This is a genomic window from Budvicia aquatica DSM 5075 = ATCC 35567 (genome assembly GCF_000427805.1).
GTDB classification, from domain to species: Bacteria; Pseudomonadota; Gammaproteobacteria; order Enterobacterales; family Enterobacteriaceae; genus Budvicia; species Budvicia aquatica.
On the sequence record NZ_ATYS01000025.1, the window covers coordinates 1 to 14,685 of the forward strand.

The window sequence follows — 14,685 nt, forward strand, 5'->3', positions numbered from 1 at the left end:
ATCATTTTAATCAGGCGAACGGGGTCGATGGCCGGTCTGCCATTATTGGGGCAGTAGAGGTGCGCGACAGCATCGCGGATAAAGCCAAAGTCGATGGCGGCATCAATTTTGCGTACCAGATGGTCTTCGGGGACGAGTTCATCAAGGGTGATAGTTTCAAACTGGTATTGTTGTGGGGAGGCGTCTCTAAGCATGGTAGTCAGTCCATTTTTTGTACTGACCTTATTAGATCAAAGTCCTAGCCTTTTGACTAGGACTTTGTCATCAGTCTGAGAAGCCGCATTAGCGGCTTCTTTTTTAATGGTTGATCGGGCTCGATTATCCCACCGTCCAAAACTGCAACAGGGTTAAACTCAGACCCATAACGGACATGCCACAAAGAATGCCATAGCTCGGGTTATTATGAGGATCGATCTCTTTTGCCAGCGGCATTAGCTCATCGACCGATAGCGCAACCATGATGCCGGCTACCGCTGCCATAATGGCTGCCATGACTACCATCGATACATTGGGTCCCAGCAGGAAGAAGGCAAACAGACCGCCGGCAATTTCAGCCATTCCGGATAAGCCAGCCCAGAATAGAGCCTTACTTTTTGAGCCGGTTGCTGCATACACCGGGCCGGCAACCGCCAGGCCTTCAGGGATATTATGTATTGCTACCGCAAGCGCGATACCTAGCCCCAATTCCCAGTTGGTGCTGGCGGTAACAAAGGTGGCAATGCCTTCAGGAAAGTTGTGCAGGCTGATACCCAGCGTTAATAAAATCGCCGTGCGTTTAAGGCTGCGGGGAGATTTTTTCTCTCCCGGCATCAAATCATGGGCATGCTGATGAGGTAACAGGCGATCCAGCAAAAAATAGCCTAACAGCCCGACAATAAACATGCCGTAGCCAAGTACCGGTGACATGCCAACAGTGGCTAGTGCAGCGGGTAGCATCTCCATTAAAGAGATTAACAACATAATGCCGGCAGCAAAACCAAGAGAAAACGCCAGTAAGCGATTTGACGGTTTTTGACCAATAATTCCTAAGAAGGCACCAATAAAGGTTGAGGCTCCGGCAAGTAACGTAAGAATTAATGGAACTGACATAAAACCTCACAATTGATAATCATTCTCATTTGTCAGATGGTAGCAAAGTAACAGCAAAGAGAAAACATGTTAGTAACAATTTAATTAATAGGGAATAGATATCTACGGCATTCAATTTTTTTGATTATCTTCATCATGGTTATCGGCTATCAAACTACGAGTCAGAGGGTAAAATAGGTTAAATAGAGAAGCGTAATTTACCGCTCTGACATTCAAAATATTTAATCACCATGGTGCATCCGGCCGTCAGCTTATTGATTATAGCCAATAATAGGTGGCACAGCAGATAAACACACATATTGGTAACAGGGGAATGATTATGACCAGTAACGTAATGCCCGCCTTGTTTTTAGGACACGGTAGCCCGATGAATGTGTTAGAAGAGAATATCTATACTCAGACTTGGCGTGATTTAGCTAAGCGTTTACCAAAACCAAAGGCAATACTGGCCGTTTCAGCCCACTGGTATACCCGTGGAACGGCGGTAACGGCAATGCCGAAGCCAAAGACTATTCACGACTTTGGTGGCTTTCCGCAGGCGCTGTTTGATACTCAATATCCTGCGCCGGGCTCGCCGGCTTTGGCTGCCAGAGTTCAGAAATTGCTAGAACCAGTAGCGGTAATATCTGATACGACTGAGTGGGGATTAGACCACGGAACTTGGGGAGTATTGATTAAAATGTACCCTGAGGCTGATATTCCCGTAGTGCAGCTCAGTATCGATGCAACACAGCCTGGACAATATCATTATCAGCTAGGTCAGAAACTGGCCGCGCTGCGCAGCGAAGGGGTTATGATCGTCGCCAGTGGCAACGTGGTACATAATCTGCGGATGGCCAAATGGCAGGGTGATAACCAACCGTATGACTGGGCAGAGTCGTTTAATTCTTTCGTGCGTAATAACTTAACCTATCGCGGTGAGCACCATCCGTTGGTCGATTTTATGCAACATCCTGACGGCAAACTATCGTCACCGACTCCTGAACACTTCTTACCTTTACTGTATGTCTTAGGCGCATGGAACGGCGAGGAAGCGGTAAGTATTCCGGTTGATGGTATTGAGATGGGATCGCTGAGTATGTTGTCGGTTCAGTTAGGGGAATAGGCTTTTTACAAAAACGCCCTGATATTCAGGGCGCTTTCTATCGTCAGACGATTAACTAATCCAGAATGATATGCGGATAGTAACGGGAAAGATCCTGAGTGATTAAGCTACGATCTTCACGCAGGCCGATACCGGCAGGCTCGTCATCCACTAACCAGCTGCCAATTAGCGTATAGCTATCGTTAAAGCGAGGCATCGGCTGGAACTGTTGAATAATCATTCCTTCTTCGCCATAAGGCCCGTCGACTTTACACACTTCCTGACCGTTATCGATAATCTGAATATTAGCACCCTCCCGTGAAAACAGGGGTTTGGTGACATAGTGAGTCAGATTGTGAGATTCACCGGCAAAATATGCAGGTAAAAGGTTAGGGTGATTTGGGTACATTTCCCATAGCAACGGCAACAATGCCTTATTGGAAATAATGCTCTTCCATGCGGGCTCTAACCAGCGGACGCCGGCGTCGGTCAGCTTGGTTGAAAATATTTCACGGAACATAAATTCCCAAGGGTAGAGCTTAAACAGGTTACTGATGACCTGATCTTGAGTATCCGTAAACTGGCCCTTCTCGCCGAGACCAATCTCTTCCATAAACAGGAACTGATTAGCTAAGCCTGCTTCATTGGCGCAGTCCTGAAGATATTGAACCGTTCCGCGATCTTCATCGGTATCTTGGCAGCAGGCAAAATGCAGCAGGCTAAAACCATGCTGATTTTTAAATTCAGCAAAGCGCTCAATCAGCTTGTCCTGAAGGCTATTAAACTGATCGGCATTTTGCGGTAAATGACCGGCGTTGATCTGATCTTCTAACCACATCCATTGGAAAAATGCCGTTTCATACAGTGAGGTGGGGGTATCGGCATTGTTTTCTAACAGCTTAGCCGGGCTTTTGCCGTCATAGACTAAGTCCAGACGGGAATAGAGCGAGGGTTGCTGAGTTTTCCAAGAATGCTGAACGAACTCCCAGCAGTGCTTAGGAATGTGAAACTTGGCCAGCAGTTCTTCACTGTTAGCCACTCTTTCGACCACCTGCAGACACATTTGGTGAATTTCTGCCGTGGTATTTTCCAGCTCTTCAATCTGAGCCAGCGTAAACTGATAATAAGCATCTTCACACCAGTATGGCTCGCCATACATGGTGTGAAACTGAAAGCCATAATCGGTGGCAACATCGCGCCAGTTAGGGCGTTCAGTAATAGATTGACGAATCATTAAACGTTAGCCTTAACCGCCGAATGAACGGCCATTACCGGTGGATGTTGAGCTTTTGCTATTGCCGCTGGTGCGTTGCATTGAATTCTGTTTATTGACCGAGTCACCGAAGCCACCGCGGGTAACCGTTGTTGTGGTTGCCGGTTTAGGGGCTAATGCGCCTTTATCGACTTTCATCGTGCGGCCAGTGGTTGATGCACCATAGTTACGACCGGTTGAATCAACAAAACGACCGTTTGCCGGGCTACCTGCTGCTTTAGAGGTAAACAGTGGTGACTGACCATAGCCGCCGCTCATCATACGACCCATCATATAGCCGGCCATCAGAGGCATCCACATGCTACCGCTTTGCTGAGGTTCAGCAGACATACCCGCTTGTGCAGGTTGTACCGGAGTACATTGGGACTCACCAAACTCGGCCACGCAATCTTCTTTGGTTGCGTATTTAGGTGCAGTTTTTATCGCTTCTTCCTGAGCCTGATTGTAAGCAATAGTACATTGATCGCCTAAGGCAGGATTCGCTTGCTTACACTCGTCAGCGCTTTGGAACAGTGAAACAGTTTCGTCAGCCTGCTCGCAGCCGGAAAGCATAAACACGGCGCTAACGGCAATAGCTAACGGAGCCATTCTGAATGCTTTGCGAAAAGAGTCGCGATTAATATTTTTAGTGCGCTTCATAGTTAATCATTCCCAGAGTTAAAATTTGAATTCATACGCCGCGTCGCCGGATATTTTTGTAAGAAGCAGATAATCAACCGGACCGAGGCAGCATAGGGAAAAGTCCCTTTTAATCAGCAGCGGTTAGAATAAGGGAAAGTACCGTGAAGTGAAAGCAAAGATAGCCTTTGTGATGTGAATCAGAGAGGCTGATAAGAAAAATGTGCGCTGAATCTCGGTTTGGATTTTGGCTTTCTGTATACAAATAAAAAACGCCCCGAACTCAGTGAGCTCGGGGCGTTTTTTTTCAGACTAACGACAGTTAATCGTCGGGCTTATTTGATTACCGGAATGGTGGTAATAGGCTTACCTAAGGTACCGTTTAACGCCATAAGGTCGTTTTCGTTTAACGACCCTAAGGCATATTTGATGTTCAATTGGTTAATCAGATAATCATAACGGGCATTAGATAACTGCTGCTTGGCATTGTATAGCGTGGTGGTCGCATTCAATACGTCAACGATGGTACGAGTACCTACGTCATAACCGGCTTGAGTCGCTTCTAATGAACTTTCGGCAGAAACAACGCTTTGCTTATATGCGCTCACTGAGCTGATAGAGGCTGAGATGTTGTTGTAAGACGAACGTACGATTTGAATCACAGAGCGATGAGCTGATTCAAGTGATTCACTTGAGCCCACGTAATTGTACTGAGCCTGTTTCACTCTTGAGTTAGTTTGCCCACCGGTAAACAGCGGGAAGCTTAGAGTGATGCCAGCCATGGTATTTCCATTTATTGAACTGTCAGGACCTACGGTATTAGTTCCGCGGTAGTCATTGTTTGACAGGCCGGTCGAAGCGTTTAATGAAACTGTTGGCATATGGCCGGTTTGTTGAAGCTTGATCTGCTCTTTAGATAAATCCAGAGCAAGACGCGCTGTTAACAAATTTAAGTTACGGTCTTCGGCTTGCTTAAGCAGGCTGTTAACATCACCCGGGCGCTGAGTTTTAAACCGGTTTGTATCCAGAGAGCTTAATTCGGGATAGAACATGCCTGAAATCTGGCGAAGAAGTTCGATATTATTTTCTAGATTATTACGGGCAGTCACTTCATCAGCCAGCGTCAGGTCGTACTGCGCCTGGGCATTCTGCACGTCGGTAATGGCAACCAGACCAACGTTAAAGCGCTGGCGGGTTTGGTCTAACTGACGATAAATCGAATCTTTCTGTGCTTCAACCGTGGATAAAACATCCAGCGCACGCAGTACGTTAAAGTAGGCGGTAGCGGTATCCAGAATCAGGGTTTGTTGCTGGGCCTGATAGGCAACGTCTTGAACGCCGGCCTGCTTCTCGGTGATATTCAACTGGCGCCATAACGACATATCAAAGATCGTTTGGCTCAGCTGCAACGTTCCGCTGGAAACGTCGCTTTGGTTACCACTGTTATCACGAAATCCACGATTAAGAGTATAACCAGCGTTCAATCCTAATTGAGGAAGCAGAGCGCCGCGGGATTCACTGATTTTCTCGAATGCCGAATCACGGTCAGCCGCTACCTTGCGTAAGTCCGGGTTATTGCTTTTAGCCTGTTGATAAACTTGCATTAAATTGTCAGCATGCGTCAATGTGCTGAGGCCACCTAGGCTAAGACCAATAATCAGAGGAAGCAGTTTTTTCATGGGCGATCCTTGTTGTACAGCAATAATGTTATTTTGCTTAATTGTTACTGTCAGATAGATAATAATATAGTCGCAAATTCTACCAGAGTATCCTCGATAATAAAGATAGCTATCTGTGCCATATCGGTATTATTTACATAAATTTTACCCAGTCTTTGCAATTATCAGTTGAATTGAAGACATATACCCGATCAAGATAAGCGTTATCTAATAAATTATCGACTAAATAGAGAAATAAATAATGAATTCATCTCAACCCTCTCCGGTCACTTTGGGGAAGAACGACGTCGAAATGATCGCTCAGCAGCCTCTTTATCAAGGTTTTTTTCGTTTGAATCAATATCGTTTCAAACACCGTTTGTTTAACGGCGAGATGAGTGGCGAAGTGGTGCGTGAAATTTTTGAGCGAGGCCACGCCGGGGTTTTACTGCCTTACGATGCTCAGCGTGACCAAGTGGTATTAATCGAACAAATTCGTATCGCGGCAATTGAAACCAGTAAAACCCCGTGGTTGCTCGAATTAGTTGCCGGTATGATCGAGCCGGGTGAGGACATTGAGCAAGTCATCAGGCGTGAAGCGCAAGAAGAGGCTGATATTACCGTCGGCCGCTGTAAGCCGGTTCTGAGCTATTTGGCCAGCCCGGGCGGCACCAGCGAAAGGCTTTCAATTATGGTCGGTGAAGTGGATTCTTCTACGGCAAAGGGCATTCATGGCCTAGCAGAAGAAAATGAAGATATTCGCGTGCATGTTGTGAGTCGAGAGCAGGCTTATCGCTGGGTTGTTGACGGAATGATTGATAACGCGGCTTCTATTATCGCCCTCCAATGGCTGCAATTGAACTATCCGTCATTACGCAATGAGTGGAATGGATAATTGGCATAGATCACTATCAAACTGTCCGGATGCTGCTAATATTAAAAGAGTATTTTCAATATTAACATTCCGGGCTATCGATATGCAGGTTCGATAACGGTTCAACAGTATGCTGTTTCTGATAGAAAGGAACTCAATGTGGCAAATAAAATAGTCGAAAACATCATTAGTAGCATTGGGCTTATCACCGAGCCCGGCATCGATGCGGAGATTCAGAATTTCTTTCGCGCCGATGAACAGGTTATCGAGTACAGCGTAGAGGTGTCAGACAATAAATATTTTATTGATGTGGTGCTTAAAGATTCAAGCCTTCACGATATTAAAGCCCATTTCCTCTCTTTTGTCGCCACCATGCAGTATTCCTATTTTACCTTCTATTCCCGTAGAGCCGATGATAATTTAATTGTCTATAAGCTGATTACCGGCGGTAGTGATATGAAAGGTTTTTACTGCGAATTGACCTACGATCACCTTTGAATCAGGGGCTGGCCTTAACAGATATCGCTGATTGGCTAATTGATTCTTTATTTACGCTTATGACTTCCGTCATAATAGCATTCAGATTTTGCAATGATTGACGTACAAAACAATGGCGAGACCGGGTCGAGAATCTCTGTGATGGGGTGGTATCAACGGATCCTTAGCTGAAATACCAAGGATAACATGAAACGATACGTTCCCGATTTCCCAGCAATGATGCGCTTAAATGAGATGAATTATGCTCAGCTACGGCGCTTAATTCCCCGTGAAGATCAAGTTGGAAGCGCGGTTGCATTTGACGTTGCCGGTGCGACGTACCGAATAGAAACCAAAGAATCTACTCGTTACACTTCGCTGGTTTGCATTCAACAAATATTCCCTAAAATCACCTACTGGAGCATGCCGACGTTGAATGTCAGGCTTTATCATGACGCGCTCGTTGCAGAAGTGTGTTCCAGTCAACAGATCTTTAGATTTAAAGCACGTTATGATTATCCTAATAAAAAGTTACATCAACGTGACGAAAAACATCAGATTAATCAGTTTTTAGCCGATTGGCTGCGGTTTTGTCTTGTGGAAGGAACGATGTCCGTTCCGGTTTATTAAACACTTAGAAAGCAGGAGCTTACTAAATTTAGCCTTTTAAAGGAAACCTCTTGGAAAGCCTTTTTCAACTCCCTTTGGCTCGTGGGTCCAAAGTGAGAGTTTTACAGATTACTGATACCCACTTGTTTGCCGGTGCAGATGAAACCCTTTTAGGTATTAATACCCAAGAGAGTTTTCAGGCGGTGCTGAACGCAGTTGCCGAGCAAGGGCATGGTTATGATTTAATCGTCGCGACGGGTGATTTAGCTCAGGATCACTCTCTTGCTGCTTACGATCGTTTTGCTGCAGGTATTGCAACCTTGCCTGCGCCTTGCGTGTGGCTTCCGGGTAACCATGATTTCCAACCTGCGATGGTTGATGCGATGGCTGCCGCGGAGATTCTGCCTTCCAAACTGGCGTTATTGGGCGATGATTGGTTTCTGATTTTATTAGACAGTCAGGTATTAGGTGCGCCCTACGGTGAACTGAATGAATATCAGCTCGACTGGCTCGATCGTTCTTTAAATCAGTACCCCGATCGCCACGCATTGATACTGCTACACCACCACCCTTTGCCGTCGGGCTGCACATGGCTTGATCAACATAGCCTGCGTAATAGTCATGCGCTGGCTGAAGTTTTAGACAAACACCCTCTGGCGAAAACCTTACTCTGTGGCCATATTCATCAGGACCTCGATCTTGACTGGAATGGTCGACGCTTGCTGGCCTCGCCTTCAACTTGTGTGCAATTTAAGCCACACTGTACTAACTTTACTATTGATGACTTAGCGCCCGGCTGGCGGTTTATCGATCTTTATTCTGATGGTTCAATTGAAACTACGGTGTGCCGCCTTGAAGGTGATGCATTCAGACCTGATATGAACTCGGATGGCTACTGATGGCAACATTGCTTTATATACATGGATTTAACAGTTCCCCCGAGTCGGCCAAAGCGGTAAGTTTTAAGCAATGGTTGTCTGAGCATCATCCTCATATCGAGATGTTGATCCCGCAGATTCCTCCTTATCCGTCTGATGCTGCGGCACTTCTTGAGCAGATAGTATTAGACCGAGCGGGCCAGCCTTTGGGCATTGTCGGGTCGTCATTAGGCGGATATTATGCGACCTGGTTATCCCAGTGTTTTATGGTGCCCGCGGTATTAGTTAATCCGGCGGTTAAACCTTTTGAGTGGCTTCAGGACTATGTGGGAAATCACGAGAATCCCTACACAGGCCAGCAATATGTGATAGAGTCACGGCATATTTACGATCTCAAGGTTATGCAAATCGAACCGCTGGAAGCACCCGATTTACTTTGGTTATTGCAACAAACCGGAGATGAAGTACTTGATTACCGCAGGGCGGTCACGTACTACACTTCCTGTAGGCAAACGGTAGAATCTGGTGGAAACCACAGTTTTGTTAGCTTTGAACACTATTTTTCCCCGATTATTGATTTCTTAGGGCTAGCTGCGGCTTAATAGATGCTTCAGCTCCCGACCACGGAAGGTGAACCGATTTATCGGTAACTAAACAATGATCGTTCTCAGGCCCTAAAACTAGTCTAGAAAACCAAACGATGAGCCAATCCAGTTATAACGCTGATTCCATTGAGGTACTCAGCGGACTCGACCCAGTACGTCGCCGTCCCGGCATGTACACAGATACTTCACGCCCGAACCACTTGGGACAGGAAGTTATTGATAACAGCGTCGATGAGGCGCTGGCAGGTCATGCACAAAAAATAGAAGTTATTCTGCATGAAGATCAGTCTCTTGAAGTGACTGATGATGGCCGGGGTATGCCGGTCGATATTCATGCCGAAGAGGGCGTATCAGCGATAGAGCTGATTATGTGCCGCTTACACGCCGGTGGTAAATTCTCCAATAAGAACTATCAGTTCTCCGGTGGTTTACACGGGGTGGGTATTTCGGTGGTTAACGCCCTCTCAACCCGCGTTGAAGTCACGGTGCGTCGCGATGCTCAGGTTTATCGCATTGCCTTCGAGAACGGCGCGATAGTCGAAGAGTTGAACGTAATCGGTACCTGCGGTCGTCGTAATACCGGTACCAGCGTGCACTTCTGGCCAGACCCGAGCTTCTTCGATAGCCCAAGATTCTCCGTGTCCCGTTTGGTACACGTACTCAAGGCCAAGGCGGTTCTCTGCCCGGGCGTTGAGATCGTTTTTAAAGATAAGGTCAATAATACCGAGCAACGCTGGTGTTATCAGGACGGCCTGACGGACTACTTAATGGAAGCCGTTAATGGCTTAGTTACGCTGCCTGAAGCGCCGTTCGTTGGTGCCTTTGAAGGTGATGTTGAAGCCGTTGACTGGGCGCTATTATGGCTGCCTGAAGGCGGTGAAGTACTGAGCGAAAGCTACGTTAACCTGATTCCAACCATGCAGGGCGGTACTCACGTTAACGGCCTGCGTCAGGGCCTGCTTGATGCGATGCGTGAGTTTTGCGAATTCCGTAACCTGCTGCCGCGCGGCGTTAAGCTGAGTGCTGAAGATATTTGGGATCGCTGTGCTTACGTTCTGTCGCTAAAAATGCAGGACCCGCAGTTTGCCGGTCAAACCAAAGAACGGCTCTCTTCGCGCCAAAGCTCGGCCTTTGTTTCGGGCATTATTAAAGATGCTTTTAGCCTGTGGCTTAATCAAAACGTTCAGGCGGCAGAACAGCTGGCTGAATTAGCGATTTCCAGCGCGCAACAGCGCATGCGGGCCGCCAAGAAAGTGGTGCGTAAGAAGCTGGTCAGCGGCCCTGCACTGCCGGGTAAGCTGGCTGACTGCTCTTCTCAGGATCTCAGCGTTACCGAACTGTTTTTGGTGGAAGGTGACTCAGCAGGCGGCTCGGCTAAACAGGCTCGCAGCCGTGAGTTTCAGGCGATTATGCCGCTGAAAGGTAAAATTCTGAACACCTGGGAAGTCTCATCAGATGAAGTCCTGGCCTCGCAGGAAATTCACGATATTTCCGTTGCTATCGGTATTGATCCGGACAGCGATGATTTAAGCCAGCTACGCTACGGTAAGATCTGTATCTTAGCGGATGCGGACTCCGATGGTTTGCACATTGCTACGCTGATTTGTGCCCTGTTTGTACGCCACTTCCGCAAAATGGTGGAAGAAGGCCATGTTTATGTGGCAATGCCACCGCTTTATCGCATCGACTTAGGGAAAGAAGTTTTCTATGCGCTGGATGAAGCGGAGAAAGAGGGCGTACTTGAGCAGCTTAAACGCAAAAAAGGCAAACCAAACGTTCAGCGTTTTAAAGGGTTAGGTGAGATGAATCCTTTACAGCTACGCGAAACCACCATGGATCCTAATACTCGCCGTTTAGTTCAACTGACGCTGGAAGACAGTGAAACCACGATGGCTCTGATGGATATGCTGCTGGCTAAGAAACGTTCAGAAGACCGCCGTAACTGGTTACAGGAAAAAGGCGATATGGTGGAGCTGGACGTTTAATCATCCGGTTTCATCTTAAATAGTTAATTCTGGTTTTAATCAAGCGGCAGCTACGGCAAATATGTCTTGGATTGATCCGTTTTACTGTCTAATGCTGAATTAGAACGGGAAAGGAAAGAGTAATTTTATGAGTGAAGTAACTCACGACGGTGTAGAGCGCCAGCCGCTCCATCAGTTTACTGAAAATGCTTATCTTAACTATTCCATGTACGTCATCATGGATAGAGCATTACCCTTTATTGGCGATGGGCTAAAGCCGGTACAGCGCCGCATAGTTTATGCCATGTCTGAACTGGGCCTGAATTCTGCCGCTAAGTTCAAAAAATCTGCCCGTACCGTCGGTGACGTACTGGGTAAGTATCATCCTCACGGCGATAGCGCCTGTTATGAGGCTATGGTACTGATGGCCCAGCCGTTCTCTTATCGCTACCCGCTGGTCGATGGTCAGGGAAACTGGGGTGCGCCGGACGATCCTAAATCGTTTGCGGCTATGCGTTATACCGAATCTCGCTTATCTAAATACGCCGAGCTGCTGCTGAGCGAATTAGGCCAAGGGACGGTCGATTACGCGCCAAACTTTGACGGCACCTTACAAGAACCTAAGATGCTGCCGGCGCGTTTACCCAATATTCTGTTGAACGGCACTACCGGTATTGCGGTGGGCATGGCAACGGATATTCCTCCGCATAACGTGCGGGAAGTGGCGAATGCGGCGGTGTTGCTGCTGGAAAATCCCAAAGCAACGCTGGATGACGTGATGGGCTTTGTTCGCGGGCCTGATTACCCGACCGAAGCCGAAATCATCACGCCTCACGAAGAGATTCGTAAAATTTATCAGAGTGGTAAAGGATCGGTGCGTATGCGCGCCGTATGGAAGAAAGAAGAGGGCGAGATTGTCATTACTGCGCTTCCTCATCAGGTTTCCGGTGCCAAACTGATGGAACAGATTGCCAATCAGATGCGGGCTAAAAAGCTGCCGATGATTGAAGACCTGCGGGATGAGTCTGACCATGAAAATCCGACTCGTCTGGTATTGGTTCCCCGTTCTAACCGGGTCGATTTGGAACAGGTAATGAACCACCTGTTTGCCACCACCGATCTGGAAAAAAGTTATCGTATTAATCTGAATATGCTGGGTCTGGACGGCCGCCCGGCGGTGAAGAATCTGGTTGAGATTCTTTCCGAATGGCTGGTCTTCCGCCGTGATACCGTAACTCGCCGACTGAACTACCGTTTAGACCGGGTGTTAAAACGCCTGCATATTTTAGAAGGCTTATTGGTTGCCTTTCTGAATATCGATGAAGTGATTGAAATTATCCGTACTGAGGATGAGCCAAAGCCTGCGTTAATACAGCGTTTTGGCATCACTGATACTCAGGCTGAGTCCATTCTTGAACTGAAATTACGTCACCTTGCCAAGTTAGAAGAGATGAAAATCCGCGGCGAACAGGATGAGTTGGCCAAAGAACGTGACCAGTTACAGGCACTGCTCGCCTCCGATCGTAAGATGAATACCCTGATCAAGAAAGAAATTCTGGCTGATGCTCAGGCCTATGGCGATGATCGACGTTCCCCGATTGTTGAACGCGCTGAAGCCAAGGCGATGAGTGAACATGACTTTGTTCCTTCTGAACCTGTGACCATTGTTCTGTCAGATATGGGCTGGGTAAGAAGCGCTAAAGGCCATGATATTGAGCCGGGTGGCCTGAGCTATCGCGCAGGCGATAGCTTCCGGGCGGCTGCCAGAGGTAAGAGTAATCAGCCGGTGGTATTTATCGATTCCACCGGGCGCAGCTATGCGCTGGATCCTCTGACGCTGCCTTCTGCCCGCGGGCAGGGTGAGCCTCTGACAGGTAAATTAACGCTGCCGTCAGGTGCTACGATCGAACAGGTTCTGATGAATGCCGAAGACCAAAAGCTGTTAATGGCATCTGATGCCGGCTACGGTTTCATCTGTACCTTTGAAGATCTGGTTGCCCGCAACCGTAATGGTAAAGCGCTGATCACACTGCCGGATAACGCTAAAGTATTACCTCCGCTGGAAGTAAACAGTGAAGACGATCTGCTGCTGTCGATTACGGCGGCGGGCAGAATGTTACTGTTCCCGGTATCCGATCTGCCACAGCTGTCTAAAGGGAAAGGCAATAAAATTATTTCTATTCCTTCTGCTCAGGCAGCTTCCGGTGAAGATCGTATTGCGTATCTGTTTATTCTGACGCCGAAGTCTTCTGTGACTCTGCACGTGGGCAAACGTAAACTTCAGCTCAGACCTGAAGATTTACAGAAGTTCCGGGCAGAGCGCGGGCGTAAAGGAACGCTGTTACCTCGTGGTCTACAACGTATCGACAGTATTGATGTGGATACTCCGCCTCAGCCGGGCGAAGAGAGTTGAGTACCCGGCGCCACGGCAATCAGTGATATCTTATAGGCTGTCCCTCTATCAGGGCAGCCTATTTCCTTATTCGGTACTTATTTGTCTTAATATGCATCGGTTAAAATAGTATTGTGTTGCCTGAGTGACTTCATTTGTATGAATGTATTGGGAAAATATCAGGCGACGATGGATTAAAACTAACAGGCGTTGTTTTAATTCAGGTATTTTGCAATCAGTGCGTTTTCTTTATAAGTCGGTATACTCATCGGCTGTAAATGAAAGGGGTTTATATGCTAGTTATTTTGCGTGCTCTTATTGTTATTCCGTTTTGTATTTTGGTTTGTCTGCTTGGTTCGTTATATTGCCTATTTAGCCCGCGTAACCCTCGCCATGCATATACATTTGGCCGGCTATTTGGCAGTTTATCTCCGCTATTTGGTCTCAAAGTTGAGCACCGTCTGAATCCAGAGATTAAGGTTACCGGCAACTGTATTTATATTGCTAACCACCAAAATAATTACGATATGGTAACGGCATCCGCTGCGGTACAGCCAAGAACGGTTACCGTTGGTAAAACCAGCCTGCTGTGGGTGCCGTTCTTCGGCCCATTCTACTGGTTAACCGGTAATATTCTGATCGATCGTAATAATAAGACCAAGTCGCGCGACACTATTTATCAAATTGTAGAACAGATGAAAAAGCGCGATCTTTCAGTGTGGATGTTCCCAGAAGGAACCCGTAGCCGCGGGCGTGGCCTGCTGCCGTTTAAAACCGGGGCCTTCCATGCCGCTATTGCTGCTGGCGTACCGATTGTGCCGATTTGCGTTTCTAATACCAACAATAAGATTAATCTGAATCGCTGGAATAACGGGCACGTTATCGTTGAGATGATGACGCCGATTGATACCAGCGGTTATACCAAAGATCAGGTCCGTGAACTGGCAACGCATTGCCATCAGATTATGGCCGATAAGATCGAGAAGCTTAATCAGGAAGTCGCAGAGCGAGAAGCTGCGGACCGTAAGCATTAATTAACGGATTTATGGCCGACAACCGTGTTGGCCGCCCATTAGCGCTTTATAGCAATAAGCGATGTGGTTGCTGTTTATATCTCTAATACCGTTATTTCGGTATCCATATCTCTGGCTGTTATAATTGAAG

The 14,685-nt window shown here is 47.3% G+C and carries 13 protein-coding genes and 1 pseudogene; 9 read left to right on the plus strand and 5 right to left on the minus strand.

What is annotated here, in order from left to right; genetic code table 11:
• Together YWE_RS29585 and zupT are read right to left on the minus strand one after the other, a co-directional pair.
• A partial coding sequence (locus YWE_RS29585) for a transposase (RefSeq protein ID WP_071605862.1) occupies positions 1-194 on the minus strand: 194 nt, incomplete at its 3' end.
• A 124-nt stretch (positions 195-318) separates the two neighbouring features.
• Complete coding sequence (gene zupT / locus YWE_RS0111215; protein WP_029094614.1) at positions 319-1,089, minus strand: zinc transporter ZupT; 771 nt, start codon at positions 1,087-1,089, stop codon at positions 319-321.
• 319 nt (positions 1,090-1,408) lie between these two features.
• On the opposite strand from zupT, the gene ygiD reads away from it, so the two are divergent.
• Positions 1,409-2,194 carry a 4,5-DOPA-extradiol-dioxygenase gene (gene ygiD, locus YWE_RS0111220; protein ID WP_029094615.1) on the plus strand — a complete coding sequence of 262 codons (786 nt, stop codon included), beginning with the start codon at positions 1,409-1,411 and terminating at the stop codon, positions 2,192-2,194.
• 55 nt (positions 2,195-2,249) lie between these two features.
• Here the strand turns inward: ygiD and YWE_RS0111225 are convergent, their stop codons facing one another.
• The 3 genes and pseudogenes from YWE_RS0111225 to tolC all read right to left on the minus strand — a co-directional run.
• Complete coding sequence (locus YWE_RS0111225) at positions 2,250-3,407, minus strand: glutathionylspermidine synthase family protein (RefSeq protein ID WP_029094616.1); 1,158 nt, start codon at positions 3,405-3,407, stop codon at positions 2,250-2,252.
• 12 nt (positions 3,408-3,419) lie between these two features.
• Positions 3,420-4,085: a DUF1190 family protein gene (locus YWE_RS0111230; protein ID WP_029094617.1), complete on the minus strand. Its 666-nt coding sequence runs from the start codon at positions 4,083-4,085 to the stop codon at positions 3,420-3,422.
• 326 nt (positions 4,086-4,411) lie between these two features.
• Positions 4,412-5,743 (minus strand): annotated as a pseudogene (tolC, locus tag YWE_RS27110) (outer membrane channel protein TolC); the annotation flags it as partial.
• 241 nt (positions 5,744-5,984) lie between these two features.
• Here tolC and nudF point away from each other — a divergent pair.
• The 8 genes from nudF to YWE_RS0111275 all read left to right on the plus strand — a co-directional run bounded on the left by nudF (position 5,985) and on the right by YWE_RS0111275 (position 14,555).
• Positions 5,985-6,617 (plus strand): ADP-ribose diphosphatase, encoded by a 633-nt coding sequence (gene nudF, locus YWE_RS0111240; protein WP_029094618.1) that lies wholly within the window; start codon positions 5,985-5,987, stop codon positions 6,615-6,617.
• Positions 6,618-6,755: 138 nt separating this feature from the next.
• Complete coding sequence (locus YWE_RS0111245) at positions 6,756-7,094, plus strand: hypothetical protein (protein WP_029094619.1); 339 nt, start codon at positions 6,756-6,758, stop codon at positions 7,092-7,094.
• A gap of 186 nt (positions 7,095-7,280) precedes the next feature.
• Positions 7,281-7,703, plus strand: a complete 423-nt coding sequence (locus tag YWE_RS0111250; protein ID WP_029094620.1) for a DUF1249 family protein — start codon at positions 7,281-7,283, stop codon at positions 7,701-7,703.
• A 50-nt stretch (positions 7,704-7,753) separates the two neighbouring features.
• Positions 7,754-8,581, plus strand: a complete 828-nt coding sequence (gene cpdA, locus YWE_RS0111255; RefSeq protein ID WP_029094621.1) for a 3',5'-cyclic-AMP phosphodiesterase — start codon at positions 7,754-7,756, stop codon at positions 8,579-8,581.
• Positions 8,581-9,162, plus strand: coding sequence for an esterase YqiA (gene yqiA, locus YWE_RS0111260; protein WP_029094622.1), 582 nt, complete (start codon positions 8,581-8,583; stop codon positions 9,160-9,162). The genes cpdA and yqiA overlap by 1 nt, the downstream gene beginning before the upstream one ends.
• A gap of 98 nt (positions 9,163-9,260) precedes the next feature.
• A complete protein-coding gene (parE, locus tag YWE_RS0111265; protein ID WP_029094623.1) occupies positions 9,261-11,150 on the plus strand; it encodes a DNA topoisomerase IV subunit B in 1,890 nt (629 codons plus the stop codon).
• A 127-nt stretch (positions 11,151-11,277) separates the two neighbouring features.
• Positions 11,278-13,542 (plus strand): DNA topoisomerase IV subunit A, encoded by a 2,265-nt coding sequence (parC, locus tag YWE_RS0111270; RefSeq protein ID WP_029094624.1) that lies wholly within the window; start codon positions 11,278-11,280, stop codon positions 13,540-13,542.
• A gap of 272 nt (positions 13,543-13,814) precedes the next feature.
• Positions 13,815-14,555 carry a 1-acylglycerol-3-phosphate O-acyltransferase gene (locus YWE_RS0111275; protein ID WP_029094625.1) on the plus strand — a complete coding sequence of 247 codons (741 nt, stop codon included), beginning with the start codon at positions 13,815-13,817 and terminating at the stop codon, positions 14,553-14,555.
• Positions 14,556-14,685 lie beyond the last annotated feature (130 nt).